At 40.4% G+C, this 23,728-nt stretch carries 20 protein-coding genes; 11 read left to right on the forward strand and 9 right to left on the reverse strand.

Annotation, left to right across the window (positions count from 1 at the left end; all coding sequences use genetic code 11):
- Position 1: 1 nt before the first annotated feature.
- On the forward strand, positions 2 to 214 hold the full coding sequence (locus AQ505_RS10660; protein WP_062548171.1) for a hypothetical protein: 213 nt from the start codon (positions 2 to 4) through the stop codon (positions 212 to 214).
- Between the two features lie 27 nt (positions 215 to 241).
- Here the strand turns inward: AQ505_RS10660 and AQ505_RS10665 are convergent, their stop codons facing one another.
- The gene (locus AQ505_RS10665; RefSeq protein WP_062548172.1) at positions 242 to 6,367 is read right to left on the reverse strand and encodes an MG2 domain-containing protein; all 6,126 of its coding nucleotides are present in this window, start codon (positions 6,365 to 6,367) and stop codon (positions 242 to 244) included.
- A 50-nt stretch (positions 6,368 to 6,417) separates the two neighbouring features.
- A complete protein-coding gene (locus AQ505_RS10670) occupies positions 6,418 to 7,182 on the reverse strand; it encodes a response regulator transcription factor (RefSeq protein WP_062548173.1) in 765 nt (254 codons plus the stop codon).
- Between the two features lie 95 nt (positions 7,183 to 7,277).
- Here AQ505_RS10670 and AQ505_RS10675 point away from each other — a divergent pair, with 95 nt between their 5' ends.
- Entirely contained in the window at positions 7,278 to 7,931 is a 654-nt protein-coding gene (locus tag AQ505_RS10675; RefSeq protein WP_062550962.1) for a DUF1349 domain-containing protein, read from the forward strand.
- A 90-nt stretch (positions 7,932 to 8,021) separates the two neighbouring features.
- On the opposite strand, the gene AQ505_RS10680 is transcribed toward AQ505_RS10675, so the two are convergent.
- Complete coding sequence (locus tag AQ505_RS10680) at positions 8,022 to 9,092, reverse strand: serine hydrolase domain-containing protein (protein WP_062548174.1); 1,071 nt, start codon at positions 9,090 to 9,092, stop codon at positions 8,022 to 8,024.
- A gap of 402 nt (positions 9,093 to 9,494) precedes the next feature.
- Between AQ505_RS10680 and AQ505_RS10685 the strand changes: the two genes are divergently transcribed.
- The 6 genes from AQ505_RS10685 (at position 9,495) to AQ505_RS10710 (ending at position 17,856) form a co-directional block, all read left to right on the forward strand.
- Positions 9,495 to 10,346 carry a GLPGLI family protein gene (locus tag AQ505_RS10685; protein ID WP_062548175.1) on the forward strand — a complete coding sequence of 284 codons (852 nt, stop codon included), beginning with the start codon at positions 9,495 to 9,497 and terminating at the stop codon, positions 10,344 to 10,346.
- Positions 10,343 to 12,985, forward strand: a complete 2,643-nt coding sequence (locus AQ505_RS10690) for a hypothetical protein (protein ID WP_062548176.1) — start codon at positions 10,343 to 10,345, stop codon at positions 12,983 to 12,985. Before AQ505_RS10685 ends, AQ505_RS10690 begins: the two co-directional genes overlap by 4 nt.
- Positions 12,986 to 13,024: 39 nt before the next feature.
- The gene (locus AQ505_RS10695) at positions 13,025 to 13,414 is read left to right on the forward strand and encodes a BlaI/MecI/CopY family transcriptional regulator (RefSeq protein WP_197286351.1); all 390 of its coding nucleotides are present in this window, start codon (positions 13,025 to 13,027) and stop codon (positions 13,412 to 13,414) included.
- 2 nt (positions 13,415 to 13,416) lie between these two features.
- The gene (locus tag AQ505_RS10700; RefSeq protein ID WP_062548177.1) at positions 13,417 to 14,742 is read left to right on the forward strand and encodes a M56 family metallopeptidase; all 1,326 of its coding nucleotides are present in this window, start codon (positions 13,417 to 13,419) and stop codon (positions 14,740 to 14,742) included.
- A gap of 29 nt (positions 14,743 to 14,771) precedes the next feature.
- Positions 14,772 to 15,233, forward strand: a complete 462-nt coding sequence (locus tag AQ505_RS10705; protein ID WP_231635070.1) for a GNAT family N-acetyltransferase — start codon at positions 14,772 to 14,774, stop codon at positions 15,231 to 15,233.
- Positions 15,234 to 15,666: 433 nt separating this feature from the next.
- The gene (locus AQ505_RS10710) at positions 15,667 to 17,856 is read left to right on the forward strand and encodes a catalase (RefSeq protein WP_062548178.1); all 2,190 of its coding nucleotides are present in this window, start codon (positions 15,667 to 15,669) and stop codon (positions 17,854 to 17,856) included.
- A gap of 64 nt (positions 17,857 to 17,920) precedes the next feature.
- Here AQ505_RS10710 and AQ505_RS10715 read toward each other — a convergent pair whose 3' ends face one another.
- Positions 17,921 to 18,397, reverse strand: coding sequence for an ankyrin repeat domain-containing protein (locus AQ505_RS10715; RefSeq protein ID WP_062550965.1), 477 nt, complete (start codon positions 18,395 to 18,397; stop codon positions 17,921 to 17,923).
- A gap of 124 nt (positions 18,398 to 18,521) precedes the next feature.
- The gene (locus AQ505_RS10720) at positions 18,522 to 18,986 is read right to left on the reverse strand and encodes a ferritin-like domain-containing protein (protein WP_062548179.1); all 465 of its coding nucleotides are present in this window, start codon (positions 18,984 to 18,986) and stop codon (positions 18,522 to 18,524) included.
- Positions 18,987 to 19,202: 216 nt separating this feature from the next.
- Between AQ505_RS10720 and AQ505_RS10725 the strand changes: the two genes are divergently transcribed.
- Both AQ505_RS10725 and AQ505_RS10730 read left to right on the forward strand, forming a co-directional pair.
- Positions 19,203 to 20,162 carry a YihY/virulence factor BrkB family protein gene (locus tag AQ505_RS10725; protein ID WP_062548180.1) on the forward strand — a complete coding sequence of 320 codons (960 nt, stop codon included), beginning with the start codon at positions 19,203 to 19,205 and terminating at the stop codon, positions 20,160 to 20,162.
- Between the two features lie 176 nt (positions 20,163 to 20,338).
- Complete coding sequence (locus tag AQ505_RS10730; RefSeq protein ID WP_062548181.1) at positions 20,339 to 20,995, forward strand: response regulator transcription factor; 657 nt, start codon at positions 20,339 to 20,341, stop codon at positions 20,993 to 20,995.
- Positions 20,996 to 21,006: 11 nt separating this feature from the next.
- Here AQ505_RS10730 and AQ505_RS10735 read toward each other — a convergent pair whose 3' ends face one another.
- The 3 genes from AQ505_RS10735 to AQ505_RS10745 form a co-directional block, all read right to left on the reverse strand.
- Positions 21,007 to 21,234, reverse strand: coding sequence for a hypothetical protein (locus tag AQ505_RS10735; protein WP_062548182.1), 228 nt, complete (start codon positions 21,232 to 21,234; stop codon positions 21,007 to 21,009).
- A gap of 199 nt (positions 21,235 to 21,433) precedes the next feature.
- Positions 21,434 to 21,862, reverse strand: a complete 429-nt coding sequence (locus AQ505_RS10740; protein ID WP_062548183.1) for a DUF1810 domain-containing protein — start codon at positions 21,860 to 21,862, stop codon at positions 21,434 to 21,436.
- Positions 21,863 to 21,957: 95 nt separating this feature from the next.
- On the reverse strand, positions 21,958 to 22,341 hold the full coding sequence (locus AQ505_RS10745) for a winged helix-turn-helix transcriptional regulator (RefSeq protein ID WP_062548184.1): 384 nt from the start codon (positions 22,339 to 22,341) through the stop codon (positions 21,958 to 21,960).
- A gap of 94 nt (positions 22,342 to 22,435) precedes the next feature.
- On the opposite strand from AQ505_RS10745, the gene AQ505_RS10750 reads away from it, so the two are divergent.
- Positions 22,436 to 23,176 (forward strand): SDR family NAD(P)-dependent oxidoreductase, encoded by a 741-nt coding sequence (locus tag AQ505_RS10750; protein WP_062548185.1) that lies wholly within the window; start codon positions 22,436 to 22,438, stop codon positions 23,174 to 23,176.
- Between the two features lie 41 nt (positions 23,177 to 23,217).
- Here AQ505_RS10750 and AQ505_RS10755 read toward each other — a convergent pair whose 3' ends face one another.
- A complete protein-coding gene (locus tag AQ505_RS10755) occupies positions 23,218 to 23,541 on the reverse strand; it encodes an isochorismate lyase (protein WP_082461490.1) in 324 nt (107 codons plus the stop codon).
- Positions 23,542 to 23,728: the final 187 nt, after the last annotated feature.

Consider the following 23,728-nt stretch of genomic DNA (forward strand, 5'->3'; position numbering starts at 1 on the left):
AATGGTAACTGTTTTTAAAACAAATGTGCAATGCCCGGATAAGGCGAGCAGTATCGTAAATGGCCTTTTATGCGAATTTCCAGCTTTCAGAATTAACTTTGATTTAGAAGATTGCGACAATATTTTACGTGTGGAAGGTGGCAATATCCAAATCAATGAGATCATATTGAGTTTGAAAAAATTAGGGCATTCCTGTGAGGAAATGCCCTTTTAAGAGTGCTTGTAAAAAGGATACAGACAATTAATGAGCAGGTTTTGATAAGACCATGATGGAGTTGCTGTGTGCGGTAATTCCGGGGTTATACAAGCACTGCAGCACTGCGGCGCCGTTTCTAAAAGTTCCTTCCTGGCTAACGATGACTTCATAACTGAATTCTGATCGGCCTGAGGGTAAAAAGTCAATGAATAATTGCTGTCCGCTGTCTCTGATGGCTTTATAATAAGGGATGCCAGCTTCATATTGCTGGCCGCTCTTGTTGTTCAATGGTTCAAAAGCACCGGCACGCTTGTCGTCAATTTGCAGAAAACGCAGGGGCTTTTCTGTTTCTACAGTTAGCAGTACCTTGATTTTATCTCCAACTTTTACTTCAGGAGCAGGGGCGAGTTCCAGCCATTTATCCAATTTAGCATTAAAGGTATATAGACTTTTAACCAGTTTCAACGCTGGGTTTGGGGCATCCGTATTTGGAGAAGCGCTAAAATAATACCAGGTTATACCACCTACAGCAGGGTGGTTTGCGGAGATCTGGATTGCTGGTGCATTTTTCGATAAGCTGATGAATTGCTTGCTTTTTCCGCTCATCATGTCGTTGGAAATACTGATGTTTTGATTTTCAACTTTAGCCCTCACCACATCGGCAGCTGCGCTGATGTTCAATTCCGGAGAGGCCTGAATCATATCAATTGCCGCAGCAGTACCAATGGTGCTTGTCCAGTTATAGTCCTGTCTGGCAGTCAGCATCCATTTAACCAGGCCATTGCTGACCGACTTATTCCCGGCAAAAGCTTCATAAAGCATGGCGATGGTTTCTTCTTTGGAATGGTTTAAATCCCCTCCATTTGAAAATTCTTTCCAGCGCAGTCCATGCTTTTCATCGCTGATGGCACGTTCCAGGAGGTATTTTCGCTGGGACTCAATTTTGGCAGAAAGCGGATCTTCTTTAGTGACATATTTTGAGGCGACCGTAATCCATAATGCCTGAGTGTATAGAGAAGCTTTGTCTATGTTTTCCAGCTGACTGCGGATTGATTCCTGAATTTTTTTGTAGACCAATGAATCAATTTTATATTGATCTTTCCAATATGACCTGGCATCAGCAGCATACAGGCGGGAATCCGCAGTGTTTTTTAGGAACTGGAGGTCAGCATAGGCGATCATTTTCTTTAGAAAGGCTTCTTGCTCCTGTGGTTTTGGAGCGATCCAACCTGCTTGCTCCAGCTTCGCAAATCCGCGGATCAGGTAATTGGAAATCCAGTGGTTACTAAGGCCACCCTCAAACCAGGGTACTCCGCCATCTTCGTTCTGCATTTTGTGTAATTTCTCTAAAAGGTCGAACATCTTTGGTTTGCTGGCTAGCGTGTCTAACGTCTGGTAAAGCTGTTTTTGCTGTTTTGAAGTATGGTTTGCCAGGTTCAGCCAAGGCATACTGGCTTCGGTCAGTTCGTCAGGAAGCAGAGAGGTGATACTGCTGTCTGCTGCTAATGCCTGATCTGCTTTAAGGAAAGATGCTGCAATTGCAGCATCAGATCTCATTAGCTTTCCTGCGGTTACATAAGCAAATAACTTGTTGAAAGTCTGTTCAGCGCAGTCGTACGGGTAATTTACCAGATAGGGCAGGGCATTGACGACTGCTGCTTGCGGTTTAGGATCAATGTAGATACCCAAGCCATATAATTCGGCATCAGCAGGAAAAACAGGCGCTTTTATGATGCTGTCTTTGGTAGAAAAGACCGTTGGTAATTGCTGGCGCACAAATATCTTTTTTGGGAGAATGGGCAGGGTATGCTCTTCGGCATCAGCGATTCCGGGGCCCGTGGCAGTGGTTACAATTTTTAAAGGGTTCAATTGACCTTCTGGTATTTTAAAACTGAAACCCTCACTGTCTGTTTGTTTTGCTGGCAGAAGGATTATTTTAGACGATTGTCCTTTTAACAGTAGCAAGGTCAGATCTTCACCTGTTACCGCATCTTCAATTTTGCAGCTCAGCTTCACATTCATGGCGATACTATCTAAATTACTGACCCTGCTTTTCAAAACCAACTCATCACCCTGGTATAATAACCTGGGCATATTAGGCTGTACCATTAAATTTAATCTGGTATTGAGCTTTCGTTCGGCATAAGCAAATAAGCCTTTTTGGGTATGAGCCAGCATTTTCCAGTGCCATTCGGTAGCAGTTTGCGGCATGGTGAAGCTGAAGGTGTACAGGCCGTTTTGATCAGCATATATAGCTGGGAAAAAGAAGGCAGTTTCATTAAAATCCTTACGAATGATGGCCTTTGGTTCTTCTGTGGCATTTGGTAAGATAATTTTCCCATTAGTACTGATGATGATCAGGCCTCCAGCGGCACGGGAGCCATAAAGAGCAGTCGCTTCGGCGCCTTTTAAGACCATCATCTGAATGGTTGCCGGGTCAAATTTATCCATGGATCCAGTGTATTCAACGCCATCTACAATCATGAGGTGTTGATTCTTATCTATTGGACGGCTTAATCCACGAATTTGTATAGAACTAGTCATTTGCTTGCTCCGCATACCATATCCTGCCACCATAACTTCATCAAGTTGATTACTTTCCTGAAGGCCGCCGCTAATACTCAGGCCTGGTACTCTGCCCTGTAAAAGATGGTCGATCCGGTAATAGTCATCGATGATAAAGTCGTCATTTCTGAGCTGGAAAAGGTCTAAATTGTTCCACTGCATGTTCGTCACATTGTAGCTCCAGGATCTGTTAAAATAACCATTGAAATAACTGTTAAAAGGGCTGCCCCAATTGTGGGACTCCAGTTTGTCCAGTGAAGCATCATATAAGACGGTCATGAGTTGTGCCGCAATATTTTCCTTTGCGGTTTTAATAGAAACGCTGAATGTTTCCCTGGCGCCCGGGGTCATGACTTTTCTATATTTTTCAATAATGAGCTCTGGCTGTTCTTTTAAACTGGGTTGTAAATAGATGGATTGCTCATTTTTATACAACTGGTTGTTCAATACATAGGCACTCGTAAAAAGGAGGTTTTCTACCGCATCTTTAGGGATTTTGATCGGGTAGATTTGTAATCCTTTGTTTTGATACTGGCTATAGTAAAGGGTTTTTATGGACAATCCTTTATTTGTTTTTGCATAATATTTCAGGGAATATGTTACATAAGCGTCATCTAGAGCCGCAGTATAGGAAGTTAGCGTATCTCCAGCATTTACGGCATTTGCAGGGAGATATTTGAAGTCTTCGAGGCGGCCGGGAACTGTTCTTTCCTGACTGTCGAAAATGTTAAATGTCCTGGATGATTGCCCGCTGAGCTGGCCGGATTTCTGCGTACTGGCTATGATTTCATAGCTGCCAGTTGGGAACAGGCTTTTATGAAAAACATACTTTGCTGTGCTATCTATATCGATCTCCTGTGTGGATACCAATTGTTTTTCCTGTTTTGTCTGTTCGTAGAAGTTCAGGTTAGGGAACCAATTTTTCAGGTTTTCTTTGGAGTATAACCATTGGTCAACTTTCTTATTGTTTACGGTATCCGGAACTTGTTCCAGCTTGTAAATGCTTAAACTGATCCGATCTGGTTGATAACTGCTGACGGTAGATTTGGCAAGAATAGAGAGCGTTGGAAGCGCCTTTCTATCGTAGTAGTTTTCTAAAGGGATATCTATTTTTACCGGCCATGAAGAAAGGGAGTATTGATCCTGAAGCTGGATACTTTCGCCGGTAGATTCCGTCGCTACCGCGTTCAGCTGATAACTATACAGCTGCTCTTTGTCCGGGGATTTTAAGGCTTCCGGATTAATGACATCTTTTACCCGGATCACCAGTTCACCCTTTGCATCAGTATAACCGATACTGTCTAGTAATCTAGGTTTTTTACGGTTGGAATAACCATATTTATAATCATCTTTCTCCAGCTGATAAGTAATCATTACATTTTTCAAATCTGCTCCACTGAGTGATTTTACCTTGATTTTCAATTCGAATGGTTCTCCCGGCATAGTTCCTTGCTTCGGTTTTTCCATGGTCATTTCGAGGGTAGGACGTTTATATTCCTCTACTTTGAAATTCCCGCTTTCAGCATCCACGTTTTTGCCGCTGATCTCCCATCTTCCGGGTAATGCATCTTTAGCAAGGAGAAAGGAGCCGGAGAAACTACCATAAGCATCTGGACTTATCCTGATGGTATCGATTGTTTTATAAGTTGGGTTTTTTAAGATTAAATGGGGATGATAAAGCGCCAGCCATTTTTTGAAAGCTGGATTGGTTGCATCGCTGAAAACCACAGGTGTTCCGGTAGCTGGGTCTCTGGTGGATAAAATGGCCTTATAGAATACCTGCTGGCCAGGTCTGTAAATACTTCTGTCTGTATAAATATGGAATTTTGCCTCTTCGTCATAAAAGTCTTCCAGGTCTTCATAATCCTCCTGATTGTAAATTCCTTTTGGCAATGGATCTGCATCAGCCGTAAAATGGTGAAGGAGGGTATCTCTGCCTAAAACTAATAAGATCTTATCGGCACTTTTTTTTCCACTGAATACAAATCCCTGCGCATCTGAAATGAAGTCTTGTTTGATGATCTGCTTCGGGATAGCTTTCTTGTTTTTCTCTTTCAGGTAATAGCTGCCGCTTGCCTTAACGCCTTTAATTGCTGCGCCGGTCTTTCGATTGAGCACCATAAAACGATCGCCGGTATTTACTGCGGCCAGACTGGAAACCTGGAAATTCAGGTCTCCTATAGTGGTTTTTGTCTGATTTTCCCTGATCTTTTCTACGGAAAATAAGATGGAATAGGATCCTGCCGGTAAAGCTTCCAGTTTTAAATAGGCACTATGTTTATCATAATCCTCTGGTAAAGCGGGGAGGCTAAAGCTCGAATCCAGGAAAGCCGGCTTTCGGAGCAGCACATTTAACCGATTTATTTTTTCAGTTGGCAGCTGTTCTTTGACGCCGACTTTTACGATCCTATAAAATAGTTTTTGTGCGTTTCTGTATTTTGCAGTAATTAGAATGGGTTCCTCAGGGATTTGTCTATCCTCAGTCTGAAACCTTAATTCCTGTGCATTGATCTTTCTCAGCATGGTTTCCAGACTATTCTTATAGCTGGGGAATTGATTTAAAAGGAGTTTATTTTGCTCGTAAAGATTGACGGCAAGCGCAAGCTGTCCTTTGTATTTATCTTCAAATTGAACGCCATATCTACTTCCATTTCTAAAATGTATCAAAAACAAATGATAGGTTGCTGCAGCATTTAACTTTTGATATTTAGCATTTAAACTCTCCTGAAGATATTTCTTCCAGGCTTTATCGACCATTTCATTCTCCTGATGCTGTGTATACATCAGGTATTTTAAAAGCAACTGAATATATTGTAATTGCTCCGGGTTAGGGATGTGCTGATCCATCCAGCTCAGGTAAGATTCTAATACTTTTGAACCGGATTTATCCATGGTATGGAGTACCATAATTTGACTTCCGAATTCGGCTGAGCTGGTCGTAATTAGGTCTTTAACCTGATCTGCTGTGAAAGGGAGTACGCTGTTCTTACCAAACTCGTAGGCAATTCTTTCGGAATGTGCAATGTCCGCCAAATCAGGTTTGAATAGCAGTTGATCTCCTGTAGAGGACAGCCAGTTGAGGTCTTCCGTAGTTTTCAGATGTGTTCTGCCTGATTTTAAAACTGCATTGAAATGAGATCTGATCAGGCTGTCTCTTTCCTGCTGAGTCAGTGTTCTGTAGTTATAGGGCTGGCTGACTGGCGGGAAGCGAGAAGTCTTGAACTTAAGGTTTTTAAATTGACTCAATTTTAAGCGTCTAACTTGTAAGATGTGCATTACATTTTTAAGGAGAGTAGAACTGCCGGGATTTGTTAAGAGGCTGTCGATGAATGCACTGTTTTTAAAATAAAGACTGTCTTCTGTTTTTAAGTCTTTAATGAGCATCTGATAGTAGGCATATCTTGCAAATGCAATGTCATTTCCATTTAACCTGGCCTCAGATTTTCCTTTAGTGACTTTTGCCAAGGTTTCCTGTAGGTTTTTGCTATTCTTGATGGAGTTTTCAATATCGGTCCAGTTGCTGCTGGGTAAAACTTGAGCTACGGTATTTGAGGCCGTTATTGTCAATACCAATAGTAAAGCTACTAGGGAAGAGAGGTAATTCATGGAATATAGTTGAGCGTAATAAACGTGTTGAATATAGGGATTTATTTTCCTTATATCAGGTTCATTCTTTCTGCAATTCTACAGGCTTCCAGAGAGTTGCTCACCCTTAGTTTTTCTAATATATTCTGACGGTGTCTATTGACCGTATTGATACTTATTGATAATAAATCCGCTATTTCTTTGCTCATTTTACCTTTGCGGATCAACATTAAGATCTCCCTTTCACGACTGGATAGGAGTTGACTGGCGGTCTGCTGATCAGGTTTTATACTGAGGCCGGTCGTAGAATTGAGAATTAGACTGTATGGGACTGATGCGGTAGATGGATCAGTAGAAAGATGATATAGGCAAAGCGCTAACCACAAGCTGCCATTTACCGCACTGGATACATAAAACATGCGGTGTTCCACAAATACATAGCTTCCATTTTTGCCCTGCATGCGGATTTTGCTTTTGACTTGATAGTCAGATCTTTCTTCAAGAGGGAGGTTTTTTATGATATTGAAAAACTGCAGCTCCAGCAGGTGTTTCTCAAAGAGGTCATCTGGATGGATCTTATTAAAAATAGCTTCTTCCCATATCGAGTTGATCTCTTCTGAACTTTCATTTTCATATAGGCCAAGTGCCGCCGCCGCCTTGCCTTTATAGATATAACTTTTATTGGCATTCATATCACTCAATACCGCTATAGCGTTTTCTATCCTGGAATACATCAGGGCCATAAACTGATATTGGCTCAGACGGGTCGGCTGATCCAGCTCTGCGCCAAAGGTCTGGGTCAATAGTTTCTCATTTAGCGTAGTGATAATATTCATTTCAATATGGTTATTATTCAGTATTGGACTGGTGTTTATGGTGTTTTACCTTTGGAAGGTAAATGTAATTTATGGTTATTAACTCAAAACAAAAAATGAAGAAGATTATTTTAGGTCTCATTGGATTAGCTATGGCACAGACAGGATTTGCACAGAGCCTGGAAAAAATGCAGTGGTTTAATGAGCCTCAAAAGTGGGAAATTAAAAACAATGCTTTAACGATGTCTGTGACTCCTCAAAGTGATTACTGGAGGATTTCACATTATGGATTTACCGTTGATGATGCGCCATTTTATTACAGCACCTATGGGGGAGAGTTTGAAACTAAAGTAAAGATCACCGGAAACTATAAAGCACGTTTTGACCAAATGGGCTTAATGCTGCGTATAGACCATGAAAATTACATCAAAGCAGGGATTGAATTTGTAGATGGTAAATACAATTTAAGTACCGTCGTTACGCATAAAACAAGTGATTGGAGTGTCACCACTTTGGATAAAGTTCCTGAATTTGTATGGATAAAGGCAGTAAGAAGACTGGATGCAGTAGAAGTTTTTTATTCTTTTGATGATAAAACCTATATCATGATGCGCAATGCTCATCTGCAGGATAATGTGCCGGTAATGGTTGGATTTATGGCTGCCAGTCCGGATGGAGCTGGATTCCAGGCAAAGTTTGAAAACTTTAGCGTAAAGCAATTGCCTGATCAGCGAAGATTGGAATGGCTGAAGAAAAATGCGAATCCATAATGCGCCTCATTTCTCCCTTAAGCTCCTAGTTGATTAGGGAACTAAGGGAGGAATTGAATCACACTGATGTTTTCCCGGATTCAGGAAACATCAGTGTTTATAGGTGGGCAAGATATATTTGGCCATCATTTCAAAGGCTTGTTTTCCTTTATAAGAACCATAATTAGTTTGCGTAAAAACGACAGTCAGGTTTAATTCCTCAATGATGAAAATGAATTGCCCGCCGTTGCCTGAGGCAAATAGCAGATCCGCTTGCAGTGCATTCGTTTTTATCCTTTCCCTGTACCAGTAATAGCCATAAAAAGTAGGCTGGGGGATGCCCACTTTACTTCTGCTGGATTTCATATTGGAGAAATCAGGGATGGCAATATCACAAAGGGTAGACTCCGCAATCCATTGCTTCGATATCACTTGTTTACGGTTATAAAGTCCTTTATCCTTGACCAATTGTCCTAACTTGATCATATCGACAGAGCGGATGTAAAAAGAGCCGCCAGTCATGGCATTCCCACTCGGATCCAGCGTCCATCTGTACTTGGAAATTCCAAGGGGTTTAAATAAATATTTATCGGCAAAATCCTCCACAGACATTCCGGTTGCTTTGCTGATGACACCGCTTAGAATCACAGGATCCATAGAGGTATAAGACCATTCTGTTCCAGGTTTATTTTTCATAGGCAGCTCTAAAGCATACTTTACCCAGTTTGTGCTCAGTTCCATTCCTTCTTCGCAATCTTTTGTGCCGTTAAATTCTTCACAATCTACACCAGATTTCATTTCCAGCAGGTTTTTTAAGGTCATTATTTTTTTATTCGAATCTGTTTTTAGAAAGGGGTATTCCGGAAAAAACTCATAGACTTTTTGGTTTACATCTCTAATAAAGCCTTTGTCGATAGCGATTCCAACCAGTAAACTGGTGATTGATTTAAAAGAAGAACGGGAATCGTTTAGCGTATCGCGGCTGGAGCCATTAGAATAGTGCTCATATACCAATTGGTTACCTTTTGAAATGACTACACTTCGCAAGCCTTTATAGTGGTTTTTTGCGATAGAATCCGTCATTTGACGCAACAAAGAATCCTGGGTTTTGTACTGACTTTTCGCTGGAATGCTGAGTAAGCTGCTTAAAAGTAAAATACTGGGAATGAGCATAATTTTCATGTTCCAATATAGTGATTTAAAGGGTAAATACAGGTTGAAATTAGGTGAATGGAGGTCATTTGAAAAATAAATAACTAATCTTCGTCCCCCGCCAAAAATAACCATATTTAATAGATGTGACCTCAAACTTCAAATAGGGTAAAGGTGTCTCACCAGTAGCTAAAATTGCTTGCAAATTAGACTTCGAATACCCTCTGTCTTTTAGCAAACTCTTTAAGAATAAAATAGTGGTATCACCTGTTCAATTTAGAAAATCAGTTGAACTCCAAACTTAGTTTATTTTAAGGATCTGATTTGGATAGCCTAATGATTCTTTTGTCTATGTTTTTAGACAAAAATTCTCTAAACACTTGTTTGTCTAAAAACATAGACGTAGTTTAGCCTTCCTAAACCATATTGAATATGAAGCAATTATTAGCCATCTTCTGTATTTGCACACTGAGTATTTGCAGTGCTGCACAGGAAAAACCAGGTAAAAACATCATTGATCAGGCCTCTTTAAGGTGTTATTACGCCTTTAGCAAGAAGAAGCCGACCGACCTTAAACCTTATCGTGTAGATACGATGGTACTGGATATTGGATCCGAGCTTTCCCGGTTTTACGATCCTGCAAGGCTGGGACGCGATTCCCTGATCGCTGCAAAAATGAAAAATACCGACGCTTCAATTATAAAAAGTATCAGCATTTTCAAAGGCGAGAACAGTAAAGATTTATCAGGTATGGTGGGGACGGTCAGTTCTAATTCAGCTGAGGGGGAAAGTGTGCAGGTCTTTAAAAGTAAAAAATCCAATCAGTTGAAAGTCCTGGATTATGTGGGCATGGGCCAACGGTTTTTATACCTGGATTCATTAGATAAAATGAGCTGGAAGGTCTTGCCGGATACGGCCACGATTGCATCTTACCCATGTCAAAAGGCCAGTCTTAACTTTAGAGGGAGAGATTACATCGCCTGGTTTACCACAGAGGTACCAGTAAATGATGGTCCATGGAAGTTTAGCGGCTTACCGGGATTGATTGTTAAAATTGAGGATACTGAAGCTTTGTTTTCTTTTCAACTGGTTGGATTGAAACAGCTGTCAACACCGCAGTTGATTCAGCTGGAGGAGAAGAGCAGTTTGAAATGTACCAGAGCAGAATTTGAAAAACAGAAATTGAAGCAAGGGGCCGGTATGCAGGTGAATTTCAATGCGGGGGATATGATCATTGCTGAAATCCCTGGACAAGTAGATTATACGCCAATTGAAATCGAATGATCAGGGTATTGATGCTGATATTTCTATCCTGGGTTGTTATTGGACTGAAAGGACAGACGGTTATTAAGGGCCAAATCAGCAATGAAAATGACGGGAAGGCTTTGAATGGAATCAGTATAACGGTAAAAGAGAAAAATGCCCTTGGGGTATTTGCGTTTACGTCGACAGATCTCAATGGGAAATATCATTTGAATTTCAGCAGTAAAGCAGATAGTTTGCTGATTGTCGTTTCGGGATTGAACATCCAAAGGCAATCTATGCTGCTGAGCAATACGAGCCAGGTCAGAAATTTTAGTGTGACTACTGAAGCCATCAAGCTGAAGGAGATCAAAGTGACTCCACCTAGAATCCGTCAGTTGAATGATACTTTAAATTACCTTACCGATACCTTCATTGATCAAAATGACCGTACCATAGGCGATGCTCTGAGAAAAATGCCAGGGATCCTGGTCAAAGAAGATGGCTCCATTTTGTACAATAACAAACCGATCAGCAAATTTTACATTGAGGGTAAGGACTTGCTGCAGGGGCGTTATGGAATCGCAACAAATAACGTAGCCGCTAAGGATGTGGTTATGGTACAGGTGCTGGAAAATCATCAACCCATTAAGGTACTCAAGGATAAGGAGTTTAAAGAGGAGGCTGCGATTAATTTGAAGCTGAAAGATAGCGCAAAAGGTGTACTCACGGCAAATGCACAGCTGGGAACAGGTGCTGCGCCGATGCTGTATCATAATGAGCTGTCAGCGATGTATTTTGATAAGAATAAGCAGCACATGGACACTTATAAAGGGAACAATACAGGGAATGAGGTATCAAAAGAACTCCAGTCGTACTATGCCAGCGATAAAACAACAAAGGAGGGGAGTTCTTTAAACCTGCAGTCGCCGGGACAGCCAGAAATCAGTCAGAAACGCTATTTGTTCAACAGGGCTAATATGGCGACTGTGAATCAGTTATGGGCAACAAAAAACGACTTGCAGGTGACCGCTAATTTGAGTTACCTTAATGATCGGCAGGATCGTGAAAGTGCTTCCCGTTCGGTATATTATTTGCCGGCAGATAGCCTGCTTACGGTAGAAGAAACATTGGCAGCAACTGAGCAGATCAACTACCTGGAAGGAACACTGCAGCTGAATGCAAATAAAGACAAGTATTACCTGGACAATACACTGAAATTTACAGGGAAATGGAATCAGGCGGAAGGGAAGGTGTTCAATGATGAACAGCTGTTTCAAAAGTTAAACAAGCCTTCATTTCGTTTGGCCAATACCTTCAATACGCTGAAGAATTATGCCCATGCAACCTGGCGGTTTTATGCCTACCAGGGATATGAAAGTAATCCGCAGGTATTGAAGATTAAACCTTTATTGTACCCTGATTTGTTTGAAAATAGTGCTGCTTATGGTTTCATGAAGCAGTCGCTCGATCAGGAAAGTTTCCGTAGCCTAAACAAGGTAACTTATAGCTTAAATGCGAAAGCCTTCAAACAGAATTATTCAATTGGTTTTAATGCGAATTTACAGCAATTCAGGTCTGCGCTACAGGGCCTCAGTGAAGGAGGAAGCTTAAGTAAAATGGTAGATTCTTTGCGCAATGATTTGAGCTGGAATACTTATGAGTTATTTGTAAGTCCTGATTACACTTATTCAAAAAACAAACTGCGCGCCACACTTCAGCTGCCATTGGTCTATAATTATTTAGATCGCAATGACAGGCTAAACAGATCGAGTACTGCTACAAAAAAGGTATTCTTTAACCCTTCTTTTTTATTGAGGTATGAATTGAGCCTGCTTTGGAATGTGTCATTTCGGGCCAACTTTGGCAATGAATTGGGAGATCTGGCAAATGGATTTACAGGTTATGTACTGCAGTCTTATCGGAATTTGCTGAGGAATGAAAGCGCATTGCCAGAAAGAAAAAGTCAGGTTTATCAGTTAGATCTGGCTTATCGGCAACCCATCCATGAGGTGTTCCTTAATCTGAGCGCCAGCTATTTCAGAAACACCGCGAATTTGATGTATGGCTACGATTATGAAGGGATCAGAAGCTTAAAAAGAACGTATGAACTTCCTAATATAAACGATGGGTATGTATGGTCTGGGATTTTTAGTAAAGGGATAGACGCCATTGCTTCAACCATCAGGCTTGAAATGGAATATAACCATTCTAATGCTTCACAAATTAGCCAAGGACTGGTTTTCGATTTTCAAAATGATCAATATAGTATCAAGCCAGCTATTGTCAGTAAAATACAAAAATGGGCGAGCCTATCTTATGCTTATCAATATTCGAAAAGTGTCAATAAAATAGTTCAAGGTGATGATCATTTCAAGCCCATCAGCAGGATTATTCAAAGGGGACAACTGAGTTTTTTCCCCTTAAAAAGCTGGACCGTTAACCTGGCTATGGAGCATTTTTATAACAACTCGATTTCCGGAGCCAGCAAGTCGATGAAGTTTGCTGACCTGGCCACAAAATATACTTATAAGCGTGTGGAATTTAATCTGGAGTATAACAACGTATTTAATGTAAAGGAATACGCATCTGCGCTCTATAACGAGCTGAGTACCTATTACACGACTTATAACCTAAGACCTGCACAAGTACTGCTAAAGGTTCGGTTCAAGATAAAATAATGATTTGCTGGTCTATAAAAATAGTCGTAAGTTTATTAAATGGAAAAAGGAGTGCAATTGACGAGGGCAGAAGAACAGATCATGCAGGTATTGTGGACCCTCAATGAAGGTACAGTGCAGGAAATCCGTGACCAATTGGAAGATCCAAAACCTGCAAGGACCACTGTATCTACGGTGTTGACTATCTTAGAGAATAAGGGCTTTGTTTCCCATAATAGTTTAGGTAGAACGAATGTATATGCGCCTTTAGTGGCTAAAGAAACCTATTCAAAATCTCAATTGTCTGGTTTACTCATGAATTACTTCAACAACTCATTTGCAGCGATGACTTCTTTCTTTGCGAAGGAAAACAATTATACCATTGAAGAGCTCGATTTGCTCATCAGAGATACAAAAGATCAATTGAAAAAAGAAGAAGAAAATAATTGACGATGGAACAGTTGGCGATATATCTTTTAAAATCTACGATATGCATCAGCGCATTTCTAGGTGTGTATTGGTGTTTTCTAAAAAACGAGACTTTTTACCGTTTTAACCGATATTTCTTGCTGACGGGTTTGGTAACGGCAGTTTTGCTGCCATTGTATACTTATACTTTTGAGGTAAATGCAGTTCCTGCTGCGACTATTTTACCCGCTTCAAGCCAAAATGATATGGTCGAAGCTACTGCTGGATTGCCTTTGACACACATGTTTTTAATCGTCGTTTATGCTTTAGGAATTGTGTTTTTAGGACTTCGTTATTTTATAGGTCTAAACAAGCTGAAAAGCCTGATTCGTAAATATGGATTTACAGAAATGAAAGGTTATAGGTTAGTCAAAACAAACGATTTGAAGTCGTCATTTTCAGTTTTTAATTATATCCTTGTGAATGGTTCTGCTGAAACCTCAGAAATAGAAAAGAAACTGATTTTTGAACATGAGCTGGCACATGTAAAACAATTCCATTGGCTGGATCTGCTGCTATCTCAATTACTTTGCGTTTTTCAATGGTTCAATCCATTGATATGGGTATACACCTATTGCATCAAGCAGAATCACGAATTTCTTGCAGATACTGCGGTATTAGAACAGGGGAATCCTGTAGGATTATACCGTGCTGCACTGCTGAACCATAGTTTGGGGACACCAGTATTCGCTTTGTCGAGTTCTTTTGCCCATTATGATAAATTGAAGCGTGTTAAAATGATGACAAAGGCGGCATCTGCTGCGGCAAGAAAACAGATTGTCCTGGTATTACTTCCGCTACTTGCGGTTTTTCTCTGGGCCTTTGCAAAACCTATATTTGTAATTGCTCCAGGGGAACAAGCTCCAGACTTGAACGTTTCTGGAGTTATAGTTCCAAAGGTGCCAAGTTCAAAGAGAATAGTTCCAGGACTGTCAACACATCATGCCGTGAAAAAAGTTTTGCCCGATATTGTTCAGGTAAAGCTGCAAAAGAAGGGGAGTGCTGTAATAAAAGTTGAGTCAAAGGAAGTCAAAATGAAGCCTAAGGAACAGGCTCCGGTCGTAACTGAGACCGCCTCGTTACCTACACCCATTTCTGAAGCGGTAGTGGTTACTCCAGTAAAAAACACCGCAATTAAACCAAGTGTTCTAGTTTACCTGGATGGTCAGGAAATTCATTATGACATCAACCAGATTAAATCGGAGACGATTGAATCCATACATGTTCTGAAGGGTACTTCAGCCACTGATGCTTATGGCGAACGTGGTAAAGATGGGGTAGTCCTGATTACTTCTAAGAAACAGCTATAGCCTGCGGGTGTTCCTAAAAAATAAGCGAGATGAAAGGTGAAATGAGAATTATTTCAATAAGAGAAAATCCAACGTATAAAGATAAAGCCATCCTATATTTACAGCAGTCATGGCAAGAAATCAATCCAATCATCTATGAAGACTGTATCAGTCACAGCATCACTGCAAAACAGGCATTACCTCAGTGGTATCTATTAGAAAAGAAGGGAGTGATCGTCGGCTGTGCCGGATTAATTACGAATGATTTTATTAGTAGAATGGATTTGTACCCTTGGTTTTGTGCGCTATTTATTGAAGTTGAACATAGAGGAAATGATTATGGTGCCTTGTTGCTTGAAAAAGCGAAAAAGGATAGCAAGGAAGCCGGATTTGAATGGCTAAATCTTTGTACAGATCATATTGGCTATTATGAAAGATATGGTTTCAATTATATCGGACAGGGATACCATCCTTGGGATGAGGTTTCAAGGATTTATCAAATCGCATTATAAATCATTTACTGGGATATTCAAAAACATTAGAATAAAAAACTATCATGAAAACAACAGATTTAAGTGCAATTATAGCGCGGTCTTTAGAGATCCGTAAAAATACCATGAATTGGAATTAACACATCATGATACCCAATGAACTGTAGAAAAAGATGCATTGGATTTTCTAACAGATGCCGTGTGGTGGCTAATTGTTTTGGCGGATAGAATGGATATTAATATGGAAGAAGCGATGGGAGTAATTCTTAATAAAACCGAGCAGATGCTCAGAAAATAATCAGCTGATAAACCCCTTGTATTTAAGAAAAAGGAAAGCCTTGAAAATTAATGATTTTCAAGGCTTTCCTTTTTAGATTCCTGCTGAAACAATTTTTGGCGTCGTCAGTTCTATGGTAAAGCTTAATAAAACACATCTTCATTCAATTAAAAACCTATGGCAAAGCAAAAATCTCAGGTGAAACCGGGAAATCAACCTGAAAACGAAAAGACAAAGGATTTACAACCGCATACGGCGGATGCTTCCGGGGAGTTCATGACAACGGATCATGGCGTCCGAATTAATGACGATCAGAATTCATTGAAAGCAGGGGAGCGTGGAGCGACCTTATTAGAAGATTTTATCTTAAGGGAGAAAATCACTCATTTTGATCATGAGCGCATCCCTGAGCGTATTGTACATGCAAGAGGCTCTGGAGCACATGGAGTGTTTAAACTGTATGAGTCTCAATCTGCTTTCACCAAAGCACATTTTTTAAACGATACGACAACCGAGACACCTGTTTTTGTACGATTCTCCACTGTTGCCGGATCCAGAGGGTCTACAGACTTGGCGAGAGACGTAAGGGGATTTGCGGTTAAATTTTATACGCAGCAAGGTAATTTTGATTTGGTAGGAAATAACATGCCTGTTTTCTTTATTCAGGATGCGATGAAATTTCCGGATCTAATTCATGCAGTAAAACCCGAGCCAGACAATGAAATGCCACAGGCAGCCTCGGCACATGACACTTTCTGGGACTTTATCTCTTTGATGCCTGAATCCGCACACATGATCATGTGGGCGATGAGTGACCGCGCCATTCCAAGAAGCTTAAGAATGATGGAAGGATTTGGCGTGCATACTTTCAGATTCATTAATGAAAAAGGAGAGGGATGTTTTGTTAAGTTTCACTGGAAACCATTATTAGGTGTCCATTCCGTGGCATGGGATGAGGCGCAAAATATCTCCGGCAAAGACTCAGACTTTCATCGAAGAGATTTATGGGAAGCTATTGAAAGTGGTGCTTTTCCGGAATGGGAACTGGGCGTACAAATTGTTCCGGAAGCAGACGAGTTTAAATTTGAATTTGACCTCTTAGATCCAACTAAACTTATCCCTGAGGAATTGGTTCCGGTACAGCGTATCGGGAAAATGACCTTAAATAGAAATCCGGATAACTTCTTTGCGGAAACGGAACAGGTAGCTTTCCACGTAGGTCATATTGTTCCTGGAATTGATTTCACCAATGATCCATTAATGCAGGGCAGGCTATTTTCTTATACAGACACCCAATTGATCAGACTTGGCGGACCTAATTTCCACGAGATCCCAATTAACAGGCCTATCGTTCCTGTACATAACAATCAGCGCGATGGATTTATGCGTCAAACCATTAACAAAGGAAAGACGAGTTACGGACCGAATACTTTGGGGAACAATGATCCGCAGCAGGCTAAAGCCGCCGATGGAGGTTTTACCTCCTATCAGGAACGTATAGATGCTAAAAAAGTCAGAGCAAGGAGTAAAAGCTTCTTTGACCATTTTAGTCAGGCAACCTTATTTTTTAATAGCCAGTCTGATCCGGAAAAGAACCATATCACTGATGCTTTAAGTTTTGAACTTGGAAAAGTAAAAACAGTAGCGATTCGGGAAAGAATGGTGGGTGTTTTGACTAAAATTGATCAGAAACTTGCAGCAGATGTGGCTTTGGCCCTAGGACTGGAAGCACCTAAAGGCCCTCAGCAACCCATCAATCATAGCGTTCCGGCTGATGGCAAGCAAGCTGATTTTGAGCCAATATCTGTTAAAAGTACCCTGGAAAAGTCTGCGGCATTGAGCATGGCCAATACAGTTAAGGATACGATAAAAACTAGAAAGGTAGCTTTCCTAGTCGCTGATGGGGTAGATTCCAAGTCTTTGGACACGGTTAAAAAAGCATTGCTTGCTGCAGGTGGAGTGGTGGAAATTATTGCGCCAAAACTGGGTACAGTCAAAGCTTCGGATGGGACTGAATTTCCTGTTGATCAAAGCTTTTTAACTGCGGCATCCGTACTTTATGATGCCATTTATGTGCCTGGTGGAAAAGACAGCACTGAGACTCTTAAAGTAGAAGCCAATGCCATTCATTTTTTGAATGAAGCTTTCAAACATTGCAAAGCGATTGCAGTGGATCAGCAAGCTGTAAAATTATTAGAGCTGACCTATTTATCAGGAAAACTACCCAAGGATGCGAAAGACCAAACTGTAATTCAGGAAGGACTTGTTCTCGAAGCAGATCCTGCATTACTCGCCAAACAATTTATTTTGGCCATCTCACAGCATCGTTTTTGGGAACGGGAGAAACCAAGAAAAGTTCCTGCATAACTTGATTAAAACGAAAAATGCCCGGCTATTACAACCGGGCATTTCTTTTATAATAGCTGCTTATCTAGGCTTGCTCTATGATTCTGATGGCTTCTTCATTTCCCTGCTGCGCAGCATGATCTAATACCGATAAGCCACGAAAATCGAGGATATCTTTATCAGCACCTTTGCTTAATAACAATTTTAAGACCTCATTTCTGCCAAACATGGCCGCGAACATTAGGGCCGTCCCACCATTGCCATGCTGTAGGTTAAGGTTTGCTCCATTTTGAATAAGCAGCTCAGCAATACTAAGGTATCCTTTAAAGGATACGCCCATTAATGCGGTATTACCCCCAAGATCTTGCGAATTGAGCGCTGCACCATGTTCAATCAATAACTTTACTGCATCATATTGATTGTTATAACAAGAAATAATAAGTGGGGTATATCCTTTCTCATCGCTGGCATTCAGGTCAGCTTTTAGTCGAATTAATTCTTGCAATACTTCAATATTTCCAGTCCGGGAAGCATGAATGGTAGTCTGAGGATTATGAATCATGTGTCTAAGCATTTTTAACAGGATAGTCAGGTATTGAATTGAAGATTAAAACTCTGGGTTTTTATCTTGGATACAAAGCTGGAATTAAGCTTCCCAGCTTTGTAAATTATTCTATTTAATAAAATTAGCTGGTGATTTTTGCAGCGTCTCTTAAAGCTTTAATGGCATCATGCGCAGCTTTAATATCCTGTGCTTGTCTGCTCACTGTTGCTAAAGCTTCGCCAGTCAACTCGCCTTTTTCAAGGGCCAGCGTATAGGCCGCTTTAATCGCATCTTCGCCACGCTCAGCTTCAGAAAGAATGCTCGCTCGGTCGCTGCCGCCAAAAAGAGATTTTACATCTATCCAGGCCCTATGTAAAGTTCCTGCAACACTGTTACCTGTTTCTATATCTTCTCCATTGGCCGCGACAATGGCGGTAAGCTCCTGACTGAATTTTCTGCTCTGGCTGCTATACTGCTGAAAGATTGCTTTTAAATCTACATGCTCGTCTTTAATGTCAGCAATTGCTTTTTCAAATCCCGCTACACGGTCATTGTTGATTTCTGTAAGATCGTTTAATACCGAAATTGATTTTTCTGTTACATTCATAGTAGTAGTTTTTATTGAACCCCTAGAACATTCCGTAAACCAATGTGGTTTTAAAATAAAGAATTTTATTAATTCATGGTACGCTGCGGTGCTGATGGTTGCTTAGAAAGGGCTTGATGGTAATGCCGGAAATAAGATGAGCGAAAACATATTTGCTTTTTGACGAGTTATAGGTTGAATTGATACCACAATTGAAAGGCAGAATTCAAATAAATTATGAAAGCAACGAAAACTGAAAGAGAAAACTTTAAAGGAGTTTGGAATATATTGAAAGCGACCTTTAATGGATTCAACGACCATAAGGTGACAAAGCTAAGTGGTTCATTGGCATATTATACAGTCTTTTCCATGGCTCCGCTGTTAGTCGTAGTGATCTCTCTATGTGGTATATTTCTTGGACAAGAAGCTGCTCAAGGTCAAATTTATGCGCAGCTTGCAGGTTTTATGGGTAAAGAAACAGCATTACAGTTACAGCAAATCGTTGCAAATGCAGCCTTAGGAGAAAAAGATACCCTGGCTTTTATCATAGGATTAATAACACTCTTAATCGGTGCAACTACCGTTTTTGCTGATATACAAGATTCTATAAATACCATTTGGGGCCTAAAAGCTAAACCCAAAAGAGGCTGGTTAAAAATGTTGCAAAATAGGTTTCTTTCCTTTTCTGTCATCATCAGTCTTGGATTTATCTTATTGGTGTCATTAGCCATCACCACTATACTGGATGGATTTAATACGCGTCTTCAAGCCAGGTTTTCTGAGGTTTCTGTCGTCGTTTTTTATATATTAAATCAATTGCTCACCCTGGGTGTAATCTCCCTTATTTTTGGGGTAATTTTTAGAGTACTCCCGGATGCCAGGATCAAATGGAGAGATGTATTGTTTGGCGCTGTGGTAACCGCGATTCTATTTATGCTGGGGAAATTTGGAATCTCCCTTTATATCGGACAGAGCGATGTGGGCAGTACCTATGGCGCGGCAGGTTCACTGGTCATTTTATTATTATGGACCTATTATTCAGCCATCATTTTATTTGTTGGCGCTGAATTTACTAAAGCTTATGCAGTAGCCTACGGCTCAGAAATCCATCCATCGCAATATGCAGTGACCACCAAGGAAATTGAAGTGGAAACGGGTAATAATTCCATTCAGGAAAATGCAGAAGTTCCTAAATAACTTACTTAATAGTAATGAACTGAATAGTTTCTTGTTAAATAAGATAAACTACCTAAGTCTTGCTGAAACAAACAAATTACTGGACTGTTATTTAGATCAGTTGCTATAGGCAATACAGTAACAACTATTCTGTTTGGCGCTTTTAAATAAATATTGAAATTTTATAAGGATAAATCATGATACAGGTCATTCTAGTTGAGGATCATAATGTGGTAAGAAACGGTATAAGGTTACTGCTGGAGACAGATAGTAATATAAATATTGTTACGGAGGCTGCTCATGGGAAACAAGCCTTAGCCTATTTAAATGCAGGGGGAGGAGCTGATATCATTCTGACAGATATTAATATGCCTGAAATGGATGGCATATCTTTATTGAAAGAGGTGAAAAGAACTTATCCAACTGTTAAAATCATCATGCTGTCTATGCACGACAATGAATTGTATATCAAACAGGCTTTTCAGAAGGGAGCATCCGGGTATTTATTAAAGAGTGTCAGCATGAATGAATTAATTTTTGCAATCAAACACATTAATAGTGGAGGCAAATATTTAGGAACGGAGTTAACCATGAACCTTTTAGATCAAAAACCTGTAGGTAGTGTCAATTTGGTAGAAAAGGAGGGGCCGAAGGTTGAATTCTCTACAAGAGAGGCGGAAGTTCTGCAATTCATAGCGGAAGGGATGACGAATCTGGAGATGGCAGATAAATTGTTCGTTAGTAAAAGAACAATAGAGGGCTATAGACAAGCAATGATTGAAAAGAGTGGGGTGAGGAATACAGCCGCTTTAATTAAATATGCAGTTGTACATGGCATCCTAAAAGCAAGCTGATAAGAAGGCCTTTAATGCCATTGATTTTTATGGGTCATTCTCATGTGCTGCAGGAACATACGTTCCCTATGCTTTCTTTTGGCCGCTTTTTTGGAACGCTGTACCATATTCCAGAATAATAACGAAATCATCATCAAGCCTATTCCATAAGCCACCTCAGGATTATTAAGGACTACTCCTATAAAATAGCATGTGCCAAAAATGAAGACAGTAAGCATGATGTAAATCCCAATTTTCATAATGTAAAGGTATTAAGAATTCACCTGCATTGATCAGAATTTATCCACATTTTAGGAGTCAGCGTTAATTTAATGTCTCTCAATACGTTGCATCTTTCATGCTGACTCTTGGAAAACAGAACAATGTTCTCCAGTACTGCTGGAAAGTTAAATGCTTCAAGTAACGGAGAAAATGCAGGAGGGCAGGAGCTCAAAAATTTCAGCCTTGCAGGTTGATGATTTTTATGGTAATGTGATCCTTTAGTCCGTTATAGAATTTCTGAAGTACTTTCTCGAAGATTGGATCCGCACCGGGAACCGCAGAAAATAACGTCATACTTGATTTTAACTTTAAATCATCTGGACTGTCAAAAATCCGATGTGCATCATTAGTCTCTAATTCAAGGAGTGTCTGACACAATAATAGGAGTCTCGGTCCCAAAACCCGATGATTAAGATAATCAGCAGCCTCCGCTAAGTCTGCAATTGCATATTGTTTACTGGTTTCAGTAAAACCTAAACCCTGGATTTGCGGGAAAATGTACCACATCCAATCACTCTGTTTTTTTCCCGCTTTTAATTCATTTAATGCGGTCTGATAAGCTGATTTTTGAACAGTAAGGAATCTTTCAAGGTTGTGTGACTTCATATTGGTAGCGTTAATAAGGCAACTGAAAATGGTTTACCTAATGTAGCAGTTTATTCATAATAAGAGAAGTATAAGTGTGTAAAAATTAACGGAATCTAAAATTCTGATACCACCACATCCGCATCCGGATTCACCTTTGTCCGGTGCATATTCCCCCAATCTGACATCGCTTTGAGCATGGGTTTCATACTTAATCCGAGTTCGGTAAGTTCATATTCTACCCTTGGAGGTACTACTGGGTAAACCGTCCGCCTGACTACCAGGTCAGCTTCCAGTTCCCGCAGCTGAGAAACCAGCATCCGCTCCGAAATCTGGTCTATAGAATTTTTCAGATCACTATATCGCATCGTCTTGTGCATGAGCCTGCAAAGTATAGCGGGCTTCCATCGACCCCCTAATACCGATAAAGAGTAAGCCATGCCGCAGCTGTCATTGATCTGTTTTTCATTAATAGCGTTCGTAGAAGTTTCCTTTCTCATTTCTTACCTTTTTGTTAGTACCTGACAATTTAGTGTTTACCCACAAAAATAAGGATTAGTCTCTACTTTTGAAATGTAATTAATCAAAAACAATATGAGACGTTTAGAAAATAAGTTAGCATTTATCACTGGTGGCGGCCGTGGAATGGGGGCAGATATCAGCAGAAGACTTGCCGAAGAAGGCGCACGCGTAGTCTTAACCTATTCAAAATCTAAGGAAAAAGCGGAAGCGGTAGCGGCAGAAATTAATGCAAAAGGTGGCGATGCAAGCGCTGTTAAAGCAGACAATAGTGATCCAAAAGCGTTAACCAGCGTGATCCAAAACACCATCGCAGCATTAGGGCCGATTGATATCCTGGTAAACAACGCAGGAATCTACATCGGTAAAGAATTTGAATCACATACGCTGGAAGATTATGAAGAAATTATGGGCATTAATGTTCGTGCAGTTTATGTAGCATCACTTGCTGTAGCGGCTCAAATGCCAAACAAGGGTCGGATCATTTCCATTGGCAGCAATATGGCCGAAAATTCACTTAGTCCTCAAACTACTTTATATACGATGAGTAAAGCCGCACTGGCTGGTTTTACCCGGGGATTAGCCAGAGACCTGGGTGCGAAAGGCATTACAGTCAACCTTGTTCAACCAGGTCCAATTCATACCGAAATGAATCCTTCAGATACAGATCTGGCTGATTTCCTGAGGAGCCGTATGGCGCTTTCTGAATACGGAACCGGAGACGATATTGCCGGCCTGGTTGCCTACCTGGCCAGTGAAGAAGGAAAGTACATCACAGGTACTGCCATCACTATTGATGGTGGCCTAAACGCTTAGATTAAAAATGAGGATGTTCCATATAAGAACATCCTCATTTTTTAAGCCTGTTCCTTCCAATGATTGAGTTCTTCATTAATAAAGTAATGAACAAGATCCCTGTACATCTTTTCGATTACATCCGGATTAAGATCCTCCATTTCTGCCCAGCGCCTTCTTTCTAAAAGCATGGAAGCAAATCTTTCCGGTGCTTTAACTACTGCTTCATCTGTCTTGAATTTAGCAGCAGATTTTATATATTGATATCGTTTGCCAATCATGCTGATGATTTGCTGATCTATCAGGTCTATTTCCTGTCGGATATCCAGCAGTTGTTCACATTCTTTAGGCTGTTTTCTATGGCTTTCAATTGCTTTCGTGGACATGGTATTTTAATCAGTAACCTACGAATGTCTGGTTTTTTGTTGATTTTCCCAAAATGGCTAAAAAAGCCCGTGTTATGATCCTGATTATCATTTTCTTGTTAAAATTCTGTTCGAATCTGAGGGAATTCCCCTCTTTAAAATCAGTTCTGATAAAATAAATTTTGGATTGTAAATTATTTTTATAAAC

The sequence above is a fragment of the Pedobacter sp. PACM 27299 genome (assembly GCF_001412655.1).
GTDB lineage: Bacteria > Bacteroidota > Bacteroidia > Sphingobacteriales > Sphingobacteriaceae > Pedobacter.